The sequence below is a fragment of the Psychrobacter sp. TB67 genome (genome assembly GCF_000511065.1).
Lineage (GTDB): Bacteria > Pseudomonadota > Gammaproteobacteria > Pseudomonadales > Moraxellaceae > Psychrobacter > Psychrobacter okhotskensis.
In genome coordinates this window covers 38,887-62,178 of the sequence record NZ_AYYA01000085.1, presented here as the reverse complement: position 1 = coordinate 62,178, position 23,292 = coordinate 38,887, and the positions used below count along the sequence as shown (strand labels likewise).

Below are 23,292 nucleotides of genomic sequence, written 5' to 3'. Positions count from 1 at the left end.
CTAGCCACTGTCTCTACATCATCTGACTGTTGACTACAACCTAACAGTGCTGCACTGCTCATCACACTCAGCAACATCACAGTCAGCAGTTTGGGTGTCATGTTTTTCATGACTTTTTTCTTCAAGATTGCCTTCTTCACGATTGCATTGTCCATGATAGCCTCTGAATTTTTATAGTTATCCATATTAACCAAATATTTAACCGAGCATTTTTGCTTTTTGATGTAGGCGCTTTGCGGCATCCATACCAGATAAAATAGCGCCCTCTTGCCACGCTGGAATATGTGAACAATGCTCGCCCGCCAGTACAATACGGTTATCAATGCTACACAAAGTGTCGTAATGCTGACGACGAGTTGATTCATTCCAAATTCCATAACAACCGAGCGTCCACGGGATACGATGCCATACTACTGACGTACCGGCGCGGAACTCTTTTGTATACTGGGGATGAATATACTTACCGTAAGCGAGCGCGACATTGATACGTTCTTGCGGCGTCAAAGTATTAAACTTATAAGATGTCGGGCCGTAACCATAGGCTCCTAGTAGCACTCCAGTACCATCTTTAAACATATTCTGTGAAGGATAGGCAATCTGTGCAATGGGCATATCGGTATAAGTCAATCCACCAAATATCCACTCGTCTTCTTCCCAAAAGCGGCGATTAAACTCTAAGCCAACTTTATAAGAAGTCTCATAAGGTACTGCCGCCATGGCTTCTTTCATCGGTTTTGAGACGTTAATATCCATTTGCGTCAGCACCGTTAGCGGGATATTACACACGCACCAATCGGCACGTATGGTTTTGGTTGCCCCGTCTGGGCTGTTGCTATCGACATAATCGACAGTCACACCGCTTTCATCTTGATGAATTTTGGTTACTTTTGCGTTAAACTCAATCATATCGCGACATTCGCGGGTAAAGGCATCACCGATTTTGCCCATGCCGCCTACTGGCTGAAACATGGTTGGTTGGTGACCATAGGTCATATGATTGCCATAAATATCCGCCCACATGCCTGAATCTAAGATTTCACTGATAGGCAAAGGCTTTGACGGTTTTGCATCAGGCATCAAGCCACCACCGGGAAAGACACTAAAACCGCGATGCTTACTGGTCTCATTACTGGCGCGATAACGATAATCTTTATCGAGCACACCCCAGCCTTTTAAGCCTTCAAGCAGCTTTTCTTTATCCTCAGTATTAACCGAGCGATCAAGACCACCAACGTTAACTGACTTTGACAACAGCTCAGCCACATGGCCTTGAATATCATTTTTTACATCACCCAAACGCTGTGGGACACCATCAAAATGAGTGGTACGGTGCAGATAGGCACGATCATTGGTTTGAATAAAGGGCTGCATCTCGACGCCGAACTGTTTGCAATAATGAAAGACAGCATAGTGATGACTGGGCAGACGCCACGGTCCACCATTAAAATAATTACCCTCTTCAAAATCACAGGTCACTTCTTCGCCACCCAGCTCAGTATATTTGTCCCCGCTGTTGAGTGTCCAGCTACGACCACCACCACGGTTTTGGAACTCAAGTACTTTGACATCGTAGCCCGCTTTTCGTAGCTCATACGCCGCAGTTAACCCACCAAGACCGGCACCAAGAATGACAATACTAGCGCCTGCAGGTGCACCCTTAAGATCCATGGTTTCTTTAAAGCTCGATTCAGAAGCAAACCCAAGGGTCGTCATCGCTTGATACATCGCGGTTGCACCTGCGGTTTTACCGATCATCGAGAGCAGTTGGCGCCGCGTTGGTGATTGAAGCATATCTTTCATAATAATGTCCTTAAAGTAGACGTCGTGTATAACGGCAGGCATTGTTCTTTGGCATTTTGCTTTTATTATCGGCTCAGTTTATATCGAACGTTTGTCTTGCCAAGCCTTAATGCACTCCCGTTTTGACCTTAATTCTCGTACTGTAATCAGCGTCTAATACGCCTTTATAAATTCTTTGTTCGACCATTTATCTAAACATGGTCAAACTAAGCGCGGCGTCTAGAGCGTAAGATGGCGCGGATGATAAATACAATGATAGCAATCGCAACGATAATACCTATTATCGCCAATAAGCCTGCGTACTTAATCAAGAAAGGCTTATCAACGCCAGTATTTGCGATGCGATCAACATCATCAGCACTCACATTACTGCTAGCAAGACCACCAAAATTCACCCGTACGTAGTTGGCAATACCAGCGATTTGCTCACTATTTAACTCGTCTGAAAACCCTGGCATGATAGGCGACGTATTGGTTGCCCCTTCTACCCCATGAAGAATCATATTAACCAGCGCATCGGGCTGGTCACGGCGGATACTGCTCAGGCCAACGATAGGCGCATAGCGAGCATCAGGCTGACCATAACCGTTAACACCATGACAGCTACCACAAGCTGCCAGATATAATGACTCTGGAGCGTTACTGCCATTACCTACTGCCGCTTTTGCCTGTTTCAAATACTCTTTTTGCGCCAGCAAGTCATGCGTGATAGATTCGTTGATTGGCGTTGGCAGACGCGACACATCCACCGCAGACACTTTGTCTTCGGTTTGGACAGCAGGTACGGCTTTTAGATAAGACGCAATGGCGCTTAAGTCTTCATTTTTTAAGTAGCGGGTACTGTGGGCGACCGCTTCACCCATGGGGCCACCAGCGTATGCACGTTGATCAAGCTCGCCTGTACGCAGATAAGTGACGATATCTTGCTCACTCCAGCTACCGATACCGCTTGACTCATCTGGGGTAATATTTGGCGCATGCCAGTTGCCGAGCTGAGCACCAGATAGGTACATACTCTTATCAAAACCCATCGTACTATTACGTGGGGTATGGCAAGTGCCACAGTGCTCTAGATTATTGACCAGATATTCACCGCGTTTTTGGGTCTCGTTCAGTCCTTCGCGCTTTTCAGTAGACGGTACGTTGAGAAAGTTCCAACCCAACATTAAGCTGCGAATATTAAAAGGAAATGGTAGATCCGTTTTTTCTTCGGGGGCTTCGTCAACCGCTGGTACCGTCTGTAAATAAGCAAACAGCGCACTGATGTCTTCCTCTTTCATGCCGCTGTAAGAAGGATATGGCATGGCAGGATAAAGCATATGGTCAGGCGCACGACCTTTTTGCAGCGCATTCTTTAAGTCCGCTTCGGTATAGTCGCCGATACCGTAACGTTTGGATGGGGTGATATTGGTGGAATAGATCTCTCCCATGGGGGTCTCGATTGCCGTCCCGCCGGTATAGTCCTCGCCGTGACAGGCCATACAGTCAGCAGCGCGAGCAATATAAGCACCGCGATTGACAAGCTCACTATTGGCGGGGCTGACATTAGGTAGGCTTGCGTTGGGCAAGCTCGCATTAGGAAGGTTGACACCTTCAGCCATGACGGCGCTGGAGGTGATACCAATGGCTAGCATTGATAACATCACAGAGAGTGGCTTCATAATATCCTCATATAGCTGGCATCTAGGGTGTTTTAATTATTTTTAGCACATAATATCTATTATTTAGCAGTATCCATTCATTGTTTGGCAATATCTAAGTCTTTGCCTATGAGGCATCTATGAAGATTAGTTACCGTAGAATGTCTGCCTTCACCACTAATGTAAAACTATTTTGCTGTTATTGCTTAAATAGTAACTTAACCACCCTATTTTTTTACAAAAATAAAAGATTTTATCATTAGAGGTTGGGTTTTATTATTCAAACCATATATTCATATTATTATTAACAACGATAAAAAATTCCTTTTAAAAACAATTACTAATAAATATCAACTGCTTTATCTGTTTTTTATAATGACGAAATTTTAGTAATAAAACTCAATAATTCTATTTTTTGACTGTTATTTTTAATTTCGAGCGTACATAATAGATACATAGTGCAGAAACCATACTATGTCTACGCTTCACATTATACTGAGGTATATATGAGGTTAGCCGTTGCATAATGCGGTAATTTGTTTATGATGAACGCTGTTTTTAATGCTGGCAATTGTGTCCTGAGATACCATTATGAAATCCTTTGTCATGACCTACATACTCTCGGCAGCGCTACTATTAAGCGCATGCCAATCTTTTCAATTTGTCGAAAACCCCATTCCTGTCAAACCATTACCCGCCAAAAACCTTAGTAAATAATTTTACTAATGGCAATAAAAAAAGCAGCTATCAAATTGATGTCTGCTTTTTTATTTATTAGGGCGTGTCATGATTTTAATAATGGTGATAAAAAGGAGATAACTTTGCAGTCCAAAGAGGAAATAGTGCCGTTAATTTCTGATTATATTGCAAGTCTCAGTTACGACAATTAATCCTTATTTATGCTAATAAAGGCAATCTGACTTTAGCCAACTGCAATGACTGGTCGATGCTTGATAATGGTCTTGGCTAAATGATCACCAAACCAGATAGCCGTATCGATATCACCTTTACCAGGGGTTTCCTCAGGAGGGCCGTCAAGGGATTGCGTCATGAGCCCCAAAAAGCTCGACAGACGATTTAAATCATGCGATTCATGACCTGTCGGCATCAAGGGTAAACCGATCCAATTCATGCCGTGCTGCATGGTATACAAACAGATCTGTTGTAAGACGGCCAATTTATCACCGCTAAGACCGCCCGAATTGGCAAAACCTGCGGCCCACTTACCTTCCCATTTGCGATGGTACCAACGCTGTGAGGTCTCATCCATAAAGGTTTTAAATCCAGCAGTCACGCTACCCATATAGACGGCACTACCAAAAACCAGCAGATCTGCCTGATCCAAAAAATCCCAGTCGACATCATGAACATCGACGGCTCTTGCCTGCGCTTCTGGTAATTGTTGGCGCGCACCTATAACGATCGCTTCGGCCACACGCTTGGTATGACCATAATTGCTATGATAGATGACGGCAATCGATACGCTCGTTGCGTCATCAGTCGCTATGGAGGTTGAAGATGCTGTGGCAGATGTATTCATACAAACTCTAATAATGGCTATAAATAATTAAATAGAAATAAAATGGCTCAAGCGTACTTAGTATTGATCAGCGACTAGCAAATTCATACCAACTCAGTATCTGACTGGGTGGAAGCACGGCGCACAATCACTAGCGCCATCCGTCCCGTCGCTGGTTGCTGCAAATGCGTCTGACGCCGATAAGAGTAATAACGGTCATCGCCGTAACTACAGCCTATAGCAGACTCATTACATAACGTCATACCAGCAGCAGTTAATTGGTCAGCGGCAAGTCTTGGTAAGTTTAGCTTGATGTTATCCGCATTTACTTTGGCATAATTTGCGAGTTTATCAACGGTCTTATGTAAGCACTGAGGATTAACATCCGAATTTTTACTAGTATCAGTATGGCTATCATCACCGGTTTGGTTTGCAGAATCCATCACGTAGCGCGCATCGAAGCGCTCGATATTTGCTGACGTTAATAACTGACTGTCTACGCAACCTGCCAGTAGCTTATCGCGGACTTGACTACCCACTTCATAATTCTGCTGGCTAATACAGACGCCAATCCATGCCATAATTTGCCCTGAGTCGGTAAAGCGCTCAGCAGTTGCTTGGATGACGCCACAAGCCAGCCCTTGCCAACCTGCGTGAATGGCGGCAATTTTACCACTTGCAGGTTGATATAAAACAATAGGCACACAGTCGGCAGTCATTATCGCTAAACCGACACCCTGCTGCTGACTCAGCATAGCATCAGCCGCTAGCGGTTGCATACTTAAGGCAGTGGCGTCGATATGATGAATATCATTGCCATGTACTTGATTGACCCAATGCAATCTTTTGATAGGAGTATTTTGCGCACTCGTTGATGGCAAGCTGTTCAATTTCTCATTAATCGCCGTCAAGAGACGCATGCGATTGTCTAAAACCTTTGCCGCATCATCGTTTACATGCAAGCCCAAATTAAGCGCGCCATAGCTCGCCTGCCCTAGCTCATGCATTTGCTGACTGTTTGTATCAGCTGCACATTTATTACCATTGGCAAGTGCGGCGGTCTGAAAAACCGCCACATCGTCTAGTTGTGCTAGCAATGTCATAGGAAGCTTACTTTTCATGGCGTCTCTACCATCTCTCTCGTCACAGAAATACGTACTTAAGGCCAATTAGTCAAAAGCATTTATTCAGGATCGTAACCATCACCTAACACAGCCATCAACTGCTGCATGTCTTCAGGGATTGGCGTAGTGACTTCGATATCTTCGCCCGTCGTTGGATGAACAAAACCCAAAGTATAAGCATGCAATGCCTGTCTTGGGAAGTTAGTAATCGCTTGACGCTGCGCCTCTGTGAGACCTGCCCGCAGTTGACGACGACCACCATAGACGCGATCGCCGACGATCGGATAGGTAATATGACTCAAATGCACGCGAATCTGGTGGGTACGACCCGTCTCAAGACCCACATCTAGCAGACAGTAATTGTCATTAAGAGCCGTCACATTTAACAAATGCGTGACCGCTTCGCGACCAGCAGTCATGACCGTCATTTTGGTACGCTGATTGCGATGGCGACCAATGGGCGCATCAATACGACGATGACGCAGCAGACTTGCCGCATCGCCAGCGACGACACACTGGTAATGACGATAGACAGACTTGTCTTTCAGTTGCTCCATCAATGCCAATTGCGCAGGTTTGGTCTTGCCAATAAGCAACAATCCAGAAGTGTCTTTGTCAATACGATGCACCAGACCGGCACGCGGAAGATGGTGCTGCTGCGGATAGTGATACAGCAACGCATTGACCAAAGTACCTGTCTGATTGCCAGCACCAGGATGAACCACCATACCGACGGGCTTATTAATCACCAAGACATCATCGTCTTCATAGACCACATCGATATCGATATCTTCTGGTTGATCTTCCCCATGCGGCTGCAGCGTCGTTGACAGATGTATCACATCTCCCGCTTTGACCCGAATCTTGGGCTTTTGCACGCTATCGTTATAGAGTAAGCTGCCGTCGCTGATCCAGCCTTGCAACTGCGCACGCGAAAAGTCGGTAAACACCAGTGATGCCAATTTATCGATACGGAGACCTGCTTGTTCTTCGGTGACGGCATAGGTTACATCGATAACGACGGGTACCGCTTGCCCTGCAGTCGACGCTTCATAATCAGCATCATCATCGTCGTCACTGTCATCAATACCTTCGTCAGCCTCATCCGTTTCATAGTCCTCAATCATCTCGTCATCGAGTCTATCACTATCTTTTGAGACACTGCCTTCTGAAACAGTACCTTCTGACGCTTGTGACAGGGTATCGTCTGCGATGAAACCATCGGATACCGTCTCTGCGTTTATGCGGTCATCAGTTTCTAGCGGCTTAGCATCTGATGATTCGTTATTTTTTAAAACTTTATTTGACATGGAAGGCTCTTGCGCTGATAAATCAGTATCTAGCGATTGATTCGGTGGTAAATGGGTGGTCATAGTATTATTATTCATAACAGATTTAGACATAAAAATGCCTGACATAATTTTATAAAGTACTTATAGCAATGCACTTCTTATAGTAATAAAGCACTTATAATAAACCACTTTATAAGAAAAATTTATAGGCAAATATAGTGCGCTATAACAAAAACAACGCCTCGCATTGACCATCAAAACCTATCTTGGTCAAAAAATCAGCGGCAGTAGTGCCATAGTGTAGCATGCCAAGTGCTCAAGCCCTATAGAAGCTGCGCGTTATCTGTCATTTTATCCCTATCATTTGATCGCTAAATCATCGACAATTAACTCTCTAAAATATGACGTTGCTGTAATTTACTGTATATTTGTCGATGTCAGCGCCATTCGATATCGCTCGTTGCGACGGCTCATGCTAAACTGCAAAGCTGAAACGTAATAGACAGAGATGTTCAGGATATATCCGCTGGTAGGGCCTTGAATACACTAAGATAAATACGGAAGGCCTTCTGCCATTCAAAGCGCTCTAGATAGATGAACAGCAAAATAGATAACGAAAAAATAGACGAAGCCGCGGTTATTCTATAAAGTAAGCTCTATTTTGCTGTATGCTATGGCACGGTATTTTTAAAAATGTACTTTTAAACTGGTACTATTAAATAAGCCATTGCAAAAACTGTATTTGATAAAAATTATGTTGATTACGAGTCGGCTTACCTATTAGCATACTCAATAATAAACCGTTAACTGGTGCGTTACGCATCGTTTTTATTATTAACCTTATATATAGCATGATAGCGCCGCTGCTATTATGCGTCTTGTGTCGGAGAAGAAGTATGCACGCTGTTGGCAATACGTTTATCAAACTGTCCTCAATCACCCTGCTTGCGCTAAGTGTCAACTTGGTGGGTTGTCAGACTTTTAAGAACCTGACCAATAAAAACGTCGATGCAGTCGAAACCGCCGAGAAGTCAGAGCAAGGCTACTATAACGATGCCATCGCTCAGATTGACAAAGCTCGTTATACCCAAGCGATTGAAGACTTGACCAATCTGCGTACTTTTTATCCTACCGGACAGTATGCTGAACAAGCGCTGCTCGATATGATGTATGCCCAATATGAAAGCGGTAAGTTTGAGTTGGCAGCAGCCAGCGCTGATCAGTTTATTGGTCTCTACCCTTCTAATCCGCAAGTCAGCTACGCCTATTACGTGCGCGGTGTGGCCAATATGCAGGGCTCATCTGAAGGCCTTAAATTGTTTAAGCTGAATCAAGCTGAGCGTGATACTGCCTATCTGCGTATCGCCTTTGCCAACTTTCAAGAGCTTATTAATAAGTACCCCAATAGCCCTTATACGCCAGATGCTGCACAGCGTATGACCTTTATTTACAATCAGTTTGCTGAAAGTGAGCTGAGTGCGGCCAGTTGGTATATTGAGCGTGAAGCTTATGTCGCGGCTATCAACCGTGCCAAATGGGTCTTTCAATACTATCCACTGAGCGAGTCTGTACCCGAAGCCATCGCCATTCTCGCCTACAGCCATGAAAAGCTAGGGCTAACCGACTTGGCCAAAGAGTACAAAACCCTATTACAAATCAACTATCCAAATTGGCTAACCAGTGATGGACGCGTCAAGCTCAATACCAAGCGTGACCGCACTTGGTTTAACAAGCTGACCTTTGGTAAGCTTGGCCGTTCGGGTATCAAAGACAGCTCAGTCTCTCAAGGTAACTACACTGGCGCAACCAAAACCCAAGTCGTTCGTAACGCCAATCAGTTGCGATTGCCAAATGACAATGCAACTAACGCCAATGCTGCTAACGCTAATGCACCACTAAATACCTCTCCAACGAACCGTATTGGTGGTATCAATGTCGGCTTAGGTCTGCCTGAGGCGTCCTCTGAACGCGTTACCAACCAAGCCAGCACTGGCTCTACCGCTAGAGAAGCGAATGTTGATCCGCAGAACATCAACCCAACGCGCCGTACCACGCTATCTGATGAGAATAATAGCGATAGTATTCGTCTAACACCAATGGACAATGATATAGTCATAGAAGAAGCTGAATAGTTAGCGTTCATAGCCTTACACTGAAGTGATATAGCTAATCTGTAGTTATTTAAAAAGGCCAACTGATAGTTGGCCTTTTTTTGTTCATACTGATACTGAACAATATCTTTATAGATTTTATGTTTTTAATATCGATAATTGTTCATCATTAGTATCAATGCTACTGTAACACACCCGAGTTTGCAGTTACGGGAAAACTGCTTATGCCTTCGCAAACCACCCTTCTCTAACAACTCACCATAAACGTAGCAGAATTAAGCCCCTCATTATTTAACGCCATTGCCTTTTAAAAGTAGACCGGCCCCCGATAATTATCGAGGGCCAGTCAAATATTTAGGCAGGTATTAATGTATTAGTCTTCTAGTGCTTCCATAGCGTGTTGACCTACTTCTGTGTGATGCAGTACTTTGCCAAAGGGTACGGTAGTATCTCCCGGGCCTTGGGTAAATACCAGTACCGGTGTATTGGTATGGGTGCCGGTGGCCCAGACTACGTTTTGCTGTTCAGCCACTTCGCGAGCCAGCAGGTTTTGACGATTGTCGTCAGTTTGGTAAGCGAAAAAGGCACCGTTAACGTCCATTTTTGGAACGGTTTTGGTGCTTAGATAAGGATGACCTTCGGTGTAAAGAGGATTGTCCTCGGTTGCGAGTACGCGCGCAGCTTGAGCTTCTGTAATGTCAAAGCCAGTTTCAGAATTTACAATGCGAGCTAAGCTGGCAGGTGTTTGCTGGTCTGCTTCTAGTGCATCGAACTGGCTGTAAAATATGTCGCCGTAGGAGGATTTTTGCTCGTAGAGTGTATCGAGGGTCGCTACGTCGCCGAAGTTGAAGAGCGGTTGGAACTGTTGCTCTTTGAAAACGTTGCCTGGTAGGTCACGTCCGTGGGGTAGATCATTAGCAGAATAGCTGAAGCCAAAGCCACCTGTTTCGTGATCGGCGGTTACCACAATCAGGGTATCGTCACGGCCTTCTGCCCAATCCAATACATAATTAAGTGTTTCGTTCAACCGCAGCATTTCGTGCAGCATAGTGCCAGTGTCGTTGTAGTGCCCTGCCCAATCTATTTGCCCAGCTTCAATCATCAGGAAAAATCCTTCGTCGTTTTTGGACAACGAATTAATCGCTTTTTCTGACATTTCTTTTAGCGTTGGTATGGTGCGGGCGGGGTCATTCTTAGTTTGGTGCTCGGTAATACCGTTTGGCAACGATGAATAAGCAAATAAGCCAAGTATTTTACCGTCGGCCTTTTCCATCTGTGAGCGGTTGAACGCTAAATCATAGTTCTTCTGCTGTGCTTCAGCGATCAAGTTTCGGTTGTCTTTACGCTTAGATTTGATAACGACGCTACCTTCGGACAGCACTTCCAATTCTTGGCGGACAGCTGATTGCTCATCATTGACGGACTCAGGAATCCAGTAACGCAGACCACCGGACAACATGACATCTACGTTATTGTTCAGCAGGTCTTCAGCAATTTCATTTTCTAAGCTGCGATGGCTCTGGTGCGCGGCAAAGCCAGCTGGGGTTGCATGGGTAATGCGGGTATCGGACACCAGCCCGGTGGATTTGCCTAGTTTTTTGGCCTTTTCCAGTATACTTTCTGCGCTGTTACCGTCTTTATCCGTGCCAACCATCTCAGCACCAGCTAGCTTACCGGTTGCCAGTTGTGTAGCGGAAGCGGCAGAATCGACCACTAGGTTGTTGTTGGCGTGGGTCATGGAAATACCCATACGGCCGTTAGCAGCGATCCGGTCAAAGGCTGTTGTGCCGTCGGTGATTACCGAGTTTGGCGCTTGCTTGGCGTACGCCAATAGTAGACCAACTTGTTGTGGCCCCATACCGTCGCCAATGATCATAATGACGTTTTTGGCTTTTTCCGGCGTGGATTGTACTGCTTGCGGCGCAGATTGCATTGTTGTACACGCTGTCAGCATCAGGTAGGTTGTGACCATTCCTGCTGCTACTGTGGCTTTACGGACGTTCATAATAAAATCCTATTACGGTTGGTGTTTTCATGGCTATTTGGGTGCGACTATCGCCACCTCAGCTGTCGTCCAGATGTTTGCCTAGAGTGATATGGTGTAGCTCTCGTTCGTCAGCGGAGCCGATTATTTGACTGCTCTCTACCTCCAGCAGAATTAATAGACATGGCTTTTTTACGCAAACCTTCGTGAAGTACGCGCACTCCATGGCTCATTGAACTCATACCGTTTTCTTAATAACTTCCCTATTAAAATGAATCTTCATTGCAGTGAGGAAGCATTCAAACGAATACACTAACACAATTCCGTAACAATATTTCACCGAGTTTAATGACAAATTATCAGTAACTTGGCTTAATCGAAATGCCAGTATACATTTACAAAGGGCTTAAAAGTCATAACAGACTACAGTGATATTTTATTGAGAAATCAAACGAATTATACTAACGGTTTCTCATCTATTTGAAACTATTTTAGGTATTGGTAGCCCTATTTATGAATTGTATGTAGACCTTGTGGTAAAATATTTGTCCTTATGAGTATCCCAAACCATATTCTCGAACAATTAAATAGCCAAGCTGACTTAATCAGTATTATTGGGCGTCACACGACGCTCAAACGTGCTGGTAGTGAGTTTAAAGGCTGTTGCCCGTTTCATGGTGAAAAATCACCGTCTTTTTACGTCAATCCACAAAAAAATATCTATCACTGCTTTGGTTGTAGTGTCGGTGGCAATGCCATCAGTTTTTTACGTGATTATGAAAACCTAACGTTCATCGAAGCGGTCAATGAGCTGTCAAAACAAACGGGCATCGAAGTCCCAAAAGAAGAACAGCAAAACGTTAGTTATCAGCGTACTAAAAAACAAGCTGCTATAAAACCCGCCTCGCGTGCACCCGCTGCTGAAACTGCAAAATTTCAGCCAGCAGTGGATAACCAATTACCAGCAAGCATAGCAACCGATTCTCAGCAGAAAAACTATACAGATCAGCCCACTTATAATGACCATAATAATCATGATAGTAGCTACGATCATAACTATGAAAACAGCTACGACAGCTATCCACCGCTAGACGCTTACGATTCAGCGCCTTATCCAATGGATTCTTATCCTGCCGACTATCAAGATGCAACTAACAATGGCGCTCCACCTGCATGGTTGACCGATACCAATGCTGGCGCAGGCTCACATAGTGACAATAGTGTCTCAGATAAAGACGGCAATCTATACGATTTACTGGAACAAATTCAGCAATTCTATCAACACAACCTCACTATCCATCCGCATGCCAAGCATTATTTCTTATCGCGTGGCATTACTGAAGATATCTTTGAGACTTTTGGTCTCGGTTATGCACCCTTCGGTTGGCAGCATCTTGAGCATCAATTCCCGCAAGATATTGAAGGTCTAAAAGCGCTTGGTTTAGTGCGCCAATCAGAATCTGGGCGCGATTACGACTTGCTTCGCGATCGGGTGATTTTTCCGATTCGTGACAATCAAGGTCGCACCATTGGCTTTGGTGGTCGCGCGCTCGATGATGACGTGAAGCCCAAATATATCAACTCCTCTGACTCGCCCGTTTTTCATAAGCAGCATGTGCTGTACGGCTATTATGAATCACGCCAGCAACGTGCGGATAGTTGGCTGGTGGTCGAAGGTTATATGGATGTAATTGCCCTTTACCAATCCGGTATCTATGGCGCGATTGCCTCTATGGGTACGGCGATTAATGAGAGTCAAATCTCGCGATTATTAACGCTAAATCCTACCCTGACATTAAGCTTCGATGGTGATAGTGCAGGACAAAAAGCGGCTTGGCGAACGCTAGAAGTTGCTCTGCCTGTACTGGCTGATGATAAAGAGCTACGGTTTTTGACACTGCCCAACAATCATGACCCTGACACCTTTATCAAGAGTCAAGGCGGTGACGCTATGCGAGAGCAAATCAAAAATGCCATGCCGCTGTCACAGTATATTTTTGCCTACTTAAGCGAGCGCTATGATTTGACCTTGGTAGAAGGCAAAGCCAAACTGATGTCACAGGTACGTTCACTAACCATGGCGCTTCCCAAAGGCAGTAGCTTTCGTTACCTACTAAATAATGATATCTATCAAAAGCTAGGTGGTAAGCGTAGCCAAAACAAAGAAGCAAGGGACGCGCTGCTAGATTTCGATGGTGATATGACCATCAGCCAGCAATTGCAGCTTTGTTTTTTATTCCAGCCGCGTGCACTGCTTGAAGATCCTATTGAGTCGATCTGGCAACAGGCCGGTATCAACCGCATCAACCTGCCAGCTCATATCAAGGAAAAAGCCTCGCCTGATATCTTGCGTGCACTTGCTTGGGAAGACTTGCAAGATGATGCCCTGCTCGATATCGTCAGCACTATCAAGCGCTGCCTCAATTATTTACCGCAGGACGCCAACGCCGCTGCGCACTTTATCCTGTCGAACGTCAAACCGATTACCCAAGAGATGCTGAGTCGTAACTGGGGCGGCTTTTATAAAACCCTAACGACAAGAAATATTTTGAGCCTTGATGAGCTGATTGAAAACTTGGTCAGTCAGCTTCTCGAACGCAATATGAAGAAAAAGATACAAGAGCTGATAAAAAACCCCGATCATATTAAGCTGGCGATTGTCCGTAAGCAGACACAGCTATTGAACGATTGGCTACGTGCTCAGCAAGCCGAACAATCGGCGCAGATGGTCACCGTGCAGTCTTAATATCTGATGTTATTTTTGGTTTATAAATTGGCAGCCCTTTAAAAGTATGGTGGTTGCCCCCACTACTAGTGATTATGGCCAATCGCTCAAGCCATCTTTATCATTCATTATACGAACAATAAACCATTATACGAATCGAAAATAATGAGTAAATATGATAGAGAGCATGCACTACCTCGTGCTTGACTACACTGGTCTGTGTTAAACTGTGTCGCTAACTATTTATAGCATGGCTTACGAAATGACTATAAGCGTGCATCGTTAAGCACAAATTTTTAGTATTACTTTTAACAATTATTATTTTTGATATATTTTTAACAGTTTTTTAGCTCCGTTATTGTAGTGTTTTGAGCCTTTATTCATATCCACTCATTTTTGATATTGTTGACTGTCCCTACGCCTTATTTTGATTAATCGATTGATTAGATCAACGCACCGAGCGAGCGCTAGCGAGTCACCCTATAAAAATGTCCGATGCAAGTAAGCGAGTATTTATGAACGATAAGTCAGTTTCTAAGTCCACCTCTCAACTGGCCACCTTAATCCAAATGGGTAAAGAGCAAGGGTACCTTACCTATGCCGAGGTGAATGACCAACTACCCGACTCTATTACCGAAAGTGACCAGATCGAAGACATCGTGCAAATGCTGACCGACGTTGGCATTAAAATCTTTGAGTCTGCCCCAGATGCCGATGACATCTTGATGAACGATGATTCAAGTGATGATGACATGGCAGCGGATGAGGCAGCGGCAGTGCTTGCCTCTGTTGAGACAGAGCCTGGTCGCACCACTGACCCTGTGCGTATGTATATGCGTGAGATGGGTACGGTTGACCTCTTAACCCGTGAAGGCGAGATTGCTATTGCCAAGCGTATCGAAGAAGGTATTCGTGACGTCCAGCATGCGATGTCATACTGGCCGGGCACGGTACAATTCGTCCTTGATGAATATCAAAAAGTGCAAGATGGCGACAAAAAACTCTCTGATGTCATCACCGGCTTTTTGGATCCTGAGACCGAAGAAGACAAAATAGCGGCTCAAGAAGCCAAAGAAGCGGCGAAAGAAGAGCGCGAGCGCATCAAAGAAGAAAAAGAAAACCCGCCTGTTATCAAGCCAAAAGCCAATGCGAAAGACGATCTCGATGATGACGACGCTGATGATATTGATGACGCTGAGGAAGAGGAAGAAGAAACGGGCGGCATCGATCCAGAAGAAGTACGCTTGCGTCTAGAAGAGATCGAAAACCTATTTATTAAAGCAAAACAGGCCTTGCTCGACTATGGTCGTGGTAGCGCACAAGCCGACGAAGCCTATGCACAATTGGCAGAACGCTTTATGATGCTCAAGCTCAACAATCGCTTGTCAGACCAAGTCATGGCTATCATGCATGACGTGTATGATGATGTGCGTAAGCAAGAACGTCAAATCATGCGTTTGGTGATTCGCCGTGGTCGTATGCCGCGTGATGAGTTTCGCAAGACCTTCCCTAGTAACGAAACCAACGTTGATTGGCTCATTGAGCGCCTAAAAGGCAAGCCCGCTTTTGCTGGTACGCTAGAAAAAGTCACCGATGACGTGATTTTGCTACAACGTAAAATTCGTGATTACGAGCAGCAGCTCGACATGAAAATCCACGATATGAAAGACGTCGCCCGTCGTATGGCAGTCGGTGAAGCAAAAGCTCGCCGTGCTAAAAAAGAGATGGTCGAAGCCAACCTACGTCTGGTTATCTCTATCGCTAAAAAATACACCAACCGTGGTCTCCAGTTCTTGGATCTTATTCAAGAAGGTAACATCGGTCTGATGAAAGCAGTCGATAAATTTGAATACCGTCGTGGTTATAAGTTCTCGACCTATGCCACTTGGTGGATTCGTCAGGCGATTACCCGCTCTATCGCGGATCAGGCGCGTACCATCCGTATCCCTGTGCATATGATTGAGACCATTAACAAAATCAACCGTGTCTCACGTCAATTGCTACAAGAGATGGGACGCGAGCCAACGCCTGAGGAATTAGGCGAACGCTTAGAGATGGACGAAGTCAAAGTCCGTAAAGTGCTAAAAATCGCCAAAGAGCCTATCTCTATGGAGACGCCTATCGGTGATGACGAAGACTCACATCTAGGCGATTTCATCGAAGATGGTACGATTTCAAGTCCTGTTGATGATGCAACCGCGGCTGGTCTGCGTGAAGCCACTCGTGACGTATTGGGTAATCTGACTGAGCGTGAAGCACGTGTCCTAAAAATGCGTTTCGGTATCGATATGCCAACGGATCATACGTTAGAAGAAGTTGGTAAGCAGTTCGATGTGACGCGTGAGCGTATTCGTCAGATTGAAGCAAAAGCCCTACGTAAATTGCGTCATCCATCACGTTCAGAGCACCTACGCTCTTTCCTTGAAAATGACTAATTTATCTAGGTACAAAATGCTGAACACGATATAAGCATTCTTAAAATCAAATCAAAAAAGCTGAGCATGACTCAGCTTTTTTGTGTCTACAAGATAGTCATTTATGGTATTGCTAGCTTATTTTAACAATAGCAGTGCTCTTTTTCAGCGCTACTAATTTGCTTCAATACGTATCAGTGCCCTTGAATAATGGGTCAAGTGCCATTATAAATAGCCAGTATGTAAGCGACATTCTCAAATAACGATAAGGATACGATGATGAGCGATAACAACAACCCAAAAAGAGACGTCAAAGTGACCGAGTTAGTCGCCAATGACGGTATTTTGAAAGGCAAAAAAACCGACGTGCAAAATCCTGAGCTTTGGGAGTTCCCAATGAACTACCCACTGAGCATCATCGGTCATGAAGGCGAGCATGAGAATTTGCTGAATGAAGTGAAGCTCATCCTCGGTAGCCAGTTCCCAGAGTTTGATTTGGCGTCTATGGAAGTCAAACCGTCAAAAACAGGACGTTTTCATTCGGTACGTGCCAATCTGTACTTAACCACTGTTGAACAAGTAAATACGCTTTATGCCTCACTAGACGATGCCAAAACGGTACGCTTGGTTGTATAAACAGGGAATGGGTGTTTAGAAAAAAACAACCCTTTTTAGGTCTAAATCGTCACTCATATGGGTGGCGATTTTTTGTTGTCTGCGGTACAATCTGCATCCGAATTATTACGGTGATGACCACAACTATCACTCGACCCTTTAGCAAATAATAAAAAGCAAACGACCATCCATTTTTACAAAAAATTTATTATTTGTGTCATTCGCACCTAACCCTTGCCCCGTCGTCCTTTGCCAAAATTTGGACGCGCTTTCACCCCTTAGCAACATAGTTTGCTACTAAAATCAATATAGTATTTTCAAAATTTTCCCGCTATATTGTGCCTACCTACTAATAAAGACGCTACATGTAGTGCTCAATGATTTTTATCATTATTTCGAGCAGCTGGATGCTTTTGCCATAAAAAAGCACCGCTAAGCTATTGATTATTAGTAGTTTGATTATTAATTTAATAATAAACGTTTCGCGGACTTAACCGCTTAGCGAATAATATAAGCAATCATCTAAGAGGCTAGCATGACACATATCGACAAAATCCAAGTGACCAAACGTGACGGACGTTTAGAGCCTATTGATTTAGACAAAATTCACAAGGTTATTGCCTGGGCAGCGGACGATTTGGATAACGTGTCTGTGTCACAAGTAGAGCTAAAGTCGCACATTCAGTTTTATGAAGGTATCAAAACTCGTGATATTCACGAGACCATCATCAAGTCTGCCGCTGACCTTATCTCTGAAACCACGCCTGACTATCAGTATTTAGCCGCGCGCTTGGCCATCTTTCATCTGCGTAAGATTGCTTATAATAAATTCACTCCGCCGCACCTATATGACCATGTCAAAAAACTGACTGACGCTGGCAAATATGATCAACATATCCTAGCTGACTATAGCCGTGCTGAATTTGATGAATTAGAAGAATACCTCGACCACTGGCGCGATATGAATTTGGCTTATGCTGCTGTTGAGCAAATGGCGGGTAAATACCTCGTGCAAGATCGCGTCAGCAAAACCGTTTATGAGAGCCCGCAGTTCTTATATATGCTGGTCGGTATGTGTCTGTTCGCCAATTACGACAGAGCTGAGCGCATGAGCTATGTGAAGCGCTTCTATGATGCGACTTCAGAGTTCAAAATTTCGCTACCGACGCCAATCATGTCAGGTGTGCGTACGCCATCACGCCAGTTTAGCTCGTGTGTACTGATCGAATGTGGTGATAGCCTAGATTCAATCAACGCGACCACTAGCGCCATCGTACGCTATGTATCGCAGCGCGCTGGTATCGGCATCAACGCTGGTCGTATTCGCGCCCTTGGTAGCCCTATCCGTGGCGGTGAAGCCCAGCATACTGGCTGTATCCCATTCTATAAACTGTTTCAGACAGCTGTTAAATGCTGCTCACAAGGCGGCGTCCGTGGCGGTGCAGCGACGTTGTTCTATCCATTATGGCATTTAGAAGTTGAGTCATTACTGGTACTCAAAAACAACCGCGGTGTCGAAGACAACCGTGTTCGTCATATGGATTATGGCGTTCAGTTAAACAAAACGATGTATACCCGCCTCATCAAAGGTCAAGATATCTCGCTATTCTCACCGGGTGATACCCCTGGCTTGTATGATGCCTTCTTTGAAGATCAAGACAAATTCGAAGAGTTATACACCAAGTACGAGAATGACCCAAGCATTCGTAGCCGTCAAATCCCAGCGGCAGATTTGTTTAGCCTAATGATGCAAGAGCGCGCCAGTACGGGTCGTATCTATATCCAAAACGTCGACCATTGCAACACTCATAGCCCGTTTGATCCGACGGTCGCTCCGATTCGTCAGTCAAACCTATGCATGGAAATCGCCCTACCGACTAAACCACTTGATAACATTAATGACGAAGAAGGCGAAATCGCGCTTTGTACGCTATCAGCAGTTAACTTGGGTAAAGTTGAAAACGTCAGCGATATCGAAGAGCCAGCCGAGCTCATCGTCCGTGCGCTTGATGCCCTGCTCGACTATCAAGACTATCCAGTCAAAGCTGCGCAAAATGGCAGTATGCGTCGACGTACGCTAGGTGTGGGCGTGATTAACTATGCGTATTACTTAGCGAAGAATGGCGTGCGCTATTCAGACGGCAGCGCGCATGGTCTGACCCATCAAACCTTTGAAGCATTGCAATTCTATCTCTTAAAAGCCTCAAACAAATTGGCAAAAGAGCAAGGCGCGTGCCCTGCGTTCAATGAGACAACTTACTCGCAAGGTATCTTGCCGATTGATACGTACAAAGCCGACTTGGATAAAATCTGCCAAGAGCCGCTACATCTCGATTGGGAAACGCTACGCACTGAAATCACCACTCACGGTCTGCGCAACTCTACCCTAACCGCCTTGATGCCGTCTGAGACTTCTAGTCAGATTGCCAACGCGACCAATGGTATCGAGCCACCACGCGGTCTGGTCTCTATCAAAGCGTCAAAGGACGGTATCCTCAAGCAAGTCGTGCCTGAGATTGCTACCCTAAAAGATCAGTACGAGCTACTATGGCAAATGCCGAACAATGACGGTTATTTAAAGCTCGTCGCTATCATGCAAAAGTTCGTCGATCAAAGCATCTCTGCCAATACTAACTACGATCCGGTTCGTTATGAAGGTGGCCGTGTACCGATGAAGATATTGCTTAAAGATCTGCTCAACGCTTATAAGCTTGGCGTGAAGACGTTGTACTACCATAACACGCGTGATGGTGCGAACGATGCGCAAGCGGATATGGAAGATGATTGTGCTGGCGGTGCGTGTAAGATTTAAGTTTTCAGGAAAAACTCTTTAAATAGAATTTCTGATGGATGGCGGGTTTGGCTTTTGAAGCTGATCCTGCTAGTCGCTTGTATGAGCTTTTTGTCACCAGCGTGCAAATTAGCATACGTCTTAACTACTGTAATTCGATATCTTATAATCCATAAAACTGACTTGGTTCCAAAAAATGCCTATTGAGCTAAATGAAGTACTTAAAAATCCAGCTACTTTATCAATCTTAGGGGCTATAGGCGCATTCGTACTTTCTACTTTTCTAGCACCGAGGCTAGGAGAAGTTATCAAAGCTTTAGCTGCTTTTATTTTTTTTAATATTAAGCATTGGAGTGCTTTTATATTATTGGGTGTTATTTTTCATTTTACTCTAAATACTTCAGTTTTTATAAATATTTTCTTAACCATAACTGTTGTAACTATAATATCAGTATTTATAACGTTTAAAGATTTTTCAAACAAACCAACTTTGTTGTACCTTGGATCGTATTACAATAATGACAATAGCTACCTTGATAAGAATATTAAGACGGAAAAAATAGATAGTATAGTTGATCAGGAAATAGATAATTTTAAGAAACATAGTTACCTAATAAAAATGAGGATAATAAAAATTAAGAGTATGGACATTCCAAGGTTCTATACTTTGATGAAAAGCTATAAAAGCTTGAATTCCTTATTCAAAAAACTTGTAACTAAAAATGTAATATTTGGTTTTTCTTTTTTTCCTGATTCAGAATCTGATTCTATACATTACAAGAGCTACTTGAATACCAACAAACATAAGACTTCCCTCGTGTTTCAAGAAAACTTAGAAGCTATACAGGACATACTTGAGTTTGAGAACTTAAACCAGAGAGTAAAAATAAGTCTTAGTATAAAAGTGAACTTCTTATTCATATCTCAGTCTTTTAACGATATGTTTATAGCATATGATGATTCAAAAAGCCTAAAATACTCTCTAGATGATAACTTGAAAATTCTTAATAGTGTTAAGGAGGAAATGAAAACTCACAAAATATCATCAGTAAAAACTACTAGTTTTGTAAATATTTTTGAAGTTTCCTACCATAGATATTATGCAATGCTTATGTTTATGCAGAAAAATAATGAAGAAGGAATTAAACAAATATTTAATTGCATTAGACTAAATTCATATTTTCCTTATGATAACTATAATGACTTTAAAAGACATTTTGCCACGAGATATTATCTAGAAATACTACCTTTATTATTATCAGACGAAGAAAATGAAGAATCTAATTTTTACGTAGAAGTGATGTCGACTTACGATATACTATTATCAAGAATTGAAGATAATGTCATACTATTCACTATTGATATTTTTAAGGAATTCTTAGAAATCAAAGATTTGAGCGAAGCGCATATCGAACTAATCGAACTAAAGCTAGAAGAATTGGATGATAATGTAGCCAACTTACTTTTTAAATCTGAAGTATTAAAGTTTCTACCGCAAGGTACGGAACAAGTCATGAACATATATGTTGATAGAATCGAAGCATGTATCACAGCTTTACAAAAGATTATTGAAATTGACCCGTCATTTCCGTTAATTCATCAAAAAATTGGGTTTCTGAAATTTATGTACTCCCTATCAAAAGATGATGAAAGCTTAGTCCAAGAAGCGACTCATTCTTTGAAAATTGGATTTGACGAGATTAGAAACTTAGGTGTGAGTCTAGTTAATGATAGTAAAGACCTCAATTATGAAATAGACGAAGCAAGCGCTTCATGGTTGCACAATAATACAGCTCATAATTAACTGTTGTATGAAAAACAAGCGTAGGTTGGGTGGAGCTTGCGACACCCAACAATTTTAATTGAATAATTCGTTGGGTCTCGTGCCTCGACACCAACCTACTCTAAAGCATAGAAAGTTGTAGGGTGCGCCCAGCGCACCGATGATATGGAAATCATGTTTAAAGGTGCGCGAGGCGCACCCTACAAATTACGTCCAATCAGAAGAGTCATTAAGAAAAAAGAAAGACGTCCTAACAAGGTCGTTTAGCCCCGACTATAGCGGTATCCCGCTGACGACGATGGCGATGCAGTCCGTGGCTGAATGTAGTATCGAGACAACAGGAATGCGGTCAGACACGATAGACTGCACGCCAGCGGCTAGGCAGATACAAGCGGTAGGCGGGATTGGCTACTAAAATATTTAAAATTAATACAGTAACAAATAAGACCTAATTTTCGTGCTAATATTAGCCCTATATTTAGAGCGTAATTTTAGTGGAGAATGAATCATGCAACCCATATTTGCCACACAGACAGCCAGTATCTCAGAGCTAAAGACCAATCCTTCGGCACTGATTAAACAGTCGGACGGTGAATCAATTGCTATCTTAAACCACAATAAACCCGTGGCTTATTTAGTTTCAACCGATATGTATGAGCGCATGATGGAAGCGATGGACGATATGGCATTGAGTCAAACCGTTAGCGCACGGATGAATGACGGGCAAACACCTATCAAGGTCACATTGGATGACTTATAGTCTTGAGTTTCATCCCTTAGCATTAAAAGAATGGAAAAAGTTAGCGCCCAGTATTCAGCAGCAGTTTAAGAAAAAATTACAGCAGCGATTATCAAACCCTCGTGTGCCTGCGTCGAAACTTTCAGGACATACGGACGCCTATAAAATCAAACTACGCACCATCGGCTATCGTTTGGTATATATCGTCAAAGATGATGTCGTCGTTGTATACGTGCTAGCAGTAGGCAAAAGAGAAAATAACAAAGTATATGACGCGCTTGCGACACGCCAGCCGTAATCGACACACAGACAGAATAAAATGACGGAGGTCATAGACGTGCAATATACCGCAATCATCAAAGACGGTGGTTTGTTTATCCCTAACGTATTTTCAGACCTAAACGATGGCGGCTCGCATATCGTACAAGTAGAAGTAGACATCGAGGAAGTTCGTCAGCAATTAAGCGAAGGCGCTGTATCAACACTAGAAACACCAAAGAAAGACACCGCAAAAGCATCAAAAAAACCAGCTAAGAGAATAACCAAAAAAGACGCACAGAAAGAAATACAGCAACTGTCAGATGATGAAGGCTTGAGTGCGCTGCGCAAAAGCGCAATCGATGAATTGGAAGCATTGGATGATGTGGAGCTGAGCGAGATATTTAAAGCGTATATGAATGATGGACAGACGTCAGAACAGATATCGTTAGAGAACTTGTAATCCAATCCAAGCAAACCCAGTCAAATCCATATAA

General features: G+C 43.7%; 16 protein-coding genes and 1 pseudogene. 10 read left to right on the top strand and 7 right to left on the bottom strand.

The features are described from left to right. From W293_RS17465 to W293_RS0115465, 6 genes and pseudogenes are all read right to left on the bottom strand, one after another. Window positions 1–185, bottom strand: a pseudogene (locus W293_RS17465) (hypothetical protein); the annotation flags it as partial. 13 nt (window positions 186–198) lie between these two features. Further along, window positions 199–1,800 carry a flavin monoamine oxidase family protein gene (locus W293_RS0115485; RefSeq protein ID WP_025653293.1) on the bottom strand — a complete coding sequence of 534 codons (1,602 nt, stop codon included), beginning with the start codon at window positions 1,798–1,800 and terminating at the stop codon, window positions 199–201. A gap of 206 nt (window positions 1,801–2,006) precedes the next feature. After that, entirely contained in the window at window positions 2,007–3,461 is a 1,455-nt protein-coding gene (locus tag W293_RS0115480; protein WP_025653292.1) for a cytochrome c, read from the bottom strand. A gap of 901 nt (window positions 3,462–4,362) precedes the next feature. Then, window positions 4,363–4,980, bottom strand: a complete 618-nt coding sequence (locus W293_RS0115475) for a flavodoxin family protein (protein ID WP_025653291.1) — start codon at window positions 4,978–4,980, stop codon at window positions 4,363–4,365. Between the two features lie 83 nt (window positions 4,981–5,063). Continuing rightward, window positions 5,064–6,080 carry a polyphenol oxidase family protein gene (locus tag W293_RS0115470; RefSeq protein ID WP_025653290.1) on the bottom strand — a complete coding sequence of 339 codons (1,017 nt, stop codon included), beginning with the start codon at window positions 6,078–6,080 and terminating at the stop codon, window positions 5,064–5,066. A gap of 62 nt (window positions 6,081–6,142) precedes the next feature. Beyond that, window positions 6,143–7,456: an RluA family pseudouridine synthase gene (locus W293_RS0115465; RefSeq protein ID WP_025653289.1), complete on the bottom strand. Its 1,314-nt coding sequence runs from the start codon at window positions 7,454–7,456 to the stop codon at window positions 6,143–6,145. An 815-nt stretch (window positions 7,457–8,271) separates the two neighbouring features. Between W293_RS0115465 and W293_RS0115460 the strand changes: the two genes are divergently transcribed. Continuing rightward, on the top strand, window positions 8,272–9,507 hold the full coding sequence (locus W293_RS0115460) for an outer membrane protein assembly factor BamD (RefSeq protein WP_025653288.1): 1,236 nt from the start codon (window positions 8,272–8,274) through the stop codon (window positions 9,505–9,507). Between the two features lie 352 nt (window positions 9,508–9,859). On the opposite strand, the gene W293_RS0115455 is transcribed toward W293_RS0115460, so the two are convergent. After that, the gene (locus W293_RS0115455; protein WP_051395079.1) at window positions 9,860–11,440 is read right to left on the bottom strand and encodes an alkaline phosphatase; all 1,581 of its coding nucleotides are present in this window, start codon (window positions 11,438–11,440) and stop codon (window positions 9,860–9,862) included. Window positions 11,441–12,023: 583 nt separating this feature from the next. Between W293_RS0115455 and W293_RS0115450 the strand changes: the two genes are divergently transcribed. The 9 genes from W293_RS0115450 to W293_RS0115410 all read left to right on the top strand — a co-directional run bounded on the left by W293_RS0115450 (window position 12,024) and on the right by W293_RS0115410 (window position 23,258). Beyond that, window positions 12,024–14,216 (top strand): DNA primase, encoded by a 2,193-nt coding sequence (locus W293_RS0115450; protein ID WP_025653286.1) that lies wholly within the window; start codon window positions 12,024–12,026, stop codon window positions 14,214–14,216. 494 nt (window positions 14,217–14,710) lie between these two features. Then, window positions 14,711–16,630, top strand: coding sequence for an RNA polymerase sigma factor RpoD (rpoD, locus tag W293_RS0115445; protein ID WP_025653285.1), 1,920 nt, complete (start codon window positions 14,711–14,713; stop codon window positions 16,628–16,630). Between the two features lie 258 nt (window positions 16,631–16,888). Then, the gene (locus W293_RS0115440) at window positions 16,889–17,245 is read left to right on the top strand and encodes a YbeD family protein (protein ID WP_025653284.1); all 357 of its coding nucleotides are present in this window, start codon (window positions 16,889–16,891) and stop codon (window positions 17,243–17,245) included. A 514-nt stretch (window positions 17,246–17,759) separates the two neighbouring features. Next, on the top strand, window positions 17,760–20,036 hold the full coding sequence (gene nrdA / locus W293_RS0115435; RefSeq protein ID WP_025653283.1) for a class 1a ribonucleoside-diphosphate reductase subunit alpha: 2,277 nt from the start codon (window positions 17,760–17,762) through the stop codon (window positions 20,034–20,036). A 175-nt stretch (window positions 20,037–20,211) separates the two neighbouring features. Next, window positions 20,212–21,819, top strand: a complete 1,608-nt coding sequence (locus W293_RS0115425; RefSeq protein WP_025653282.1) for a hypothetical protein — start codon at window positions 20,212–20,214, stop codon at window positions 21,817–21,819. 139 nt (window positions 21,820–21,958) lie between these two features. Next, entirely contained in the window at window positions 21,959–22,213 is a 255-nt protein-coding gene (locus W293_RS17305) for a hypothetical protein (RefSeq protein ID WP_156915606.1), read from the top strand. Window positions 22,214–22,306: 93 nt separating this feature from the next. Further along, window positions 22,307–22,558, top strand: a complete 252-nt coding sequence (locus tag W293_RS0115420; protein WP_025653281.1) for a type II toxin-antitoxin system Phd/YefM family antitoxin — start codon at window positions 22,307–22,309, stop codon at window positions 22,556–22,558. Further along, window positions 22,548–22,835, top strand: a complete 288-nt coding sequence (locus W293_RS0115415) for a type II toxin-antitoxin system RelE family toxin (protein ID WP_025653280.1) — start codon at window positions 22,548–22,550, stop codon at window positions 22,833–22,835. Before W293_RS0115420 ends, W293_RS0115415 begins: the two co-directional genes overlap by 11 nt. 39 nt (window positions 22,836–22,874) lie before the next feature. Continuing rightward, entirely contained in the window at window positions 22,875–23,258 is a 384-nt protein-coding gene (locus W293_RS0115410; RefSeq protein ID WP_025653279.1) for a hypothetical protein, read from the top strand. Window positions 23,259–23,292: the final 34 nt, after the last annotated feature.

Excerpts from the sequence above, each read along its gene's own strand:
- W293_RS0115485 (WP_025653293.1), bottom strand. The coding sequence starts at position 1,800 with ATGAAAGATATGCTTCAATCACCAACGCGGCGCCAACTGCTCTCGATG.
- W293_RS0115480 (WP_025653292.1), bottom strand. The coding sequence starts at position 3,461 with ATGAAGCCACTCTCTGTGATGTTATCAATGCTAGCCATTGGTATCACC.
- W293_RS0115475 (WP_025653291.1), bottom strand. The coding sequence starts at position 4,980 with ATGAATACATCTGCCACAGCATCTTCAACCTCCATAGCGACTGATGAC.
- W293_RS0115470 (WP_025653290.1), bottom strand. The coding sequence starts at position 6,080 with ATGAAAAGTAAGCTTCCTATGACATTGCTAGCACAACTAGACGATGTG.
- W293_RS0115465 (WP_025653289.1), bottom strand. The coding sequence starts at position 7,456 with ATGACCACCCATTTACCACCGAATCAATCGCTAGATACTGATTTATCA.
- W293_RS0115460 (WP_025653288.1), top strand. The coding sequence starts at position 8,272 with ATGCACGCTGTTGGCAATACGTTTATCAAACTGTCCTCAATCACCCTG.
- W293_RS0115455 (WP_051395079.1), bottom strand. The coding sequence starts at position 11,440 with ATGCTGACAGCGTGTACAACAATGCAATCTGCGCCGCAAGCAGTACAA.
- W293_RS0115450 (WP_025653286.1), top strand. The coding sequence starts at position 12,024 with ATGAGTATCCCAAACCATATTCTCGAACAATTAAATAGCCAAGCTGAC.
- rpoD (WP_025653285.1), top strand. The coding sequence starts at position 14,711 with ATGAACGATAAGTCAGTTTCTAAGTCCACCTCTCAACTGGCCACCTTA.
- W293_RS0115440 (WP_025653284.1), top strand. The coding sequence starts at position 16,889 with ATGAGCGATAACAACAACCCAAAAAGAGACGTCAAAGTGACCGAGTTA.
- nrdA (WP_025653283.1), top strand. The coding sequence starts at position 17,760 with ATGACACATATCGACAAAATCCAAGTGACCAAACGTGACGGACGTTTA.
- W293_RS0115425 (WP_025653282.1), top strand. The coding sequence starts at position 20,212 with ATGCCTATTGAGCTAAATGAAGTACTTAAAAATCCAGCTACTTTATCA.
- W293_RS17305 (WP_156915606.1), top strand. The coding sequence starts at position 21,959 with ATGATATGGAAATCATGTTTAAAGGTGCGCGAGGCGCACCCTACAAAT.
- W293_RS0115420 (WP_025653281.1), top strand. The coding sequence starts at position 22,307 with ATGCAACCCATATTTGCCACACAGACAGCCAGTATCTCAGAGCTAAAG.
- W293_RS0115415 (WP_025653280.1), top strand. The coding sequence starts at position 22,548 with ATGACTTATAGTCTTGAGTTTCATCCCTTAGCATTAAAAGAATGGAAA.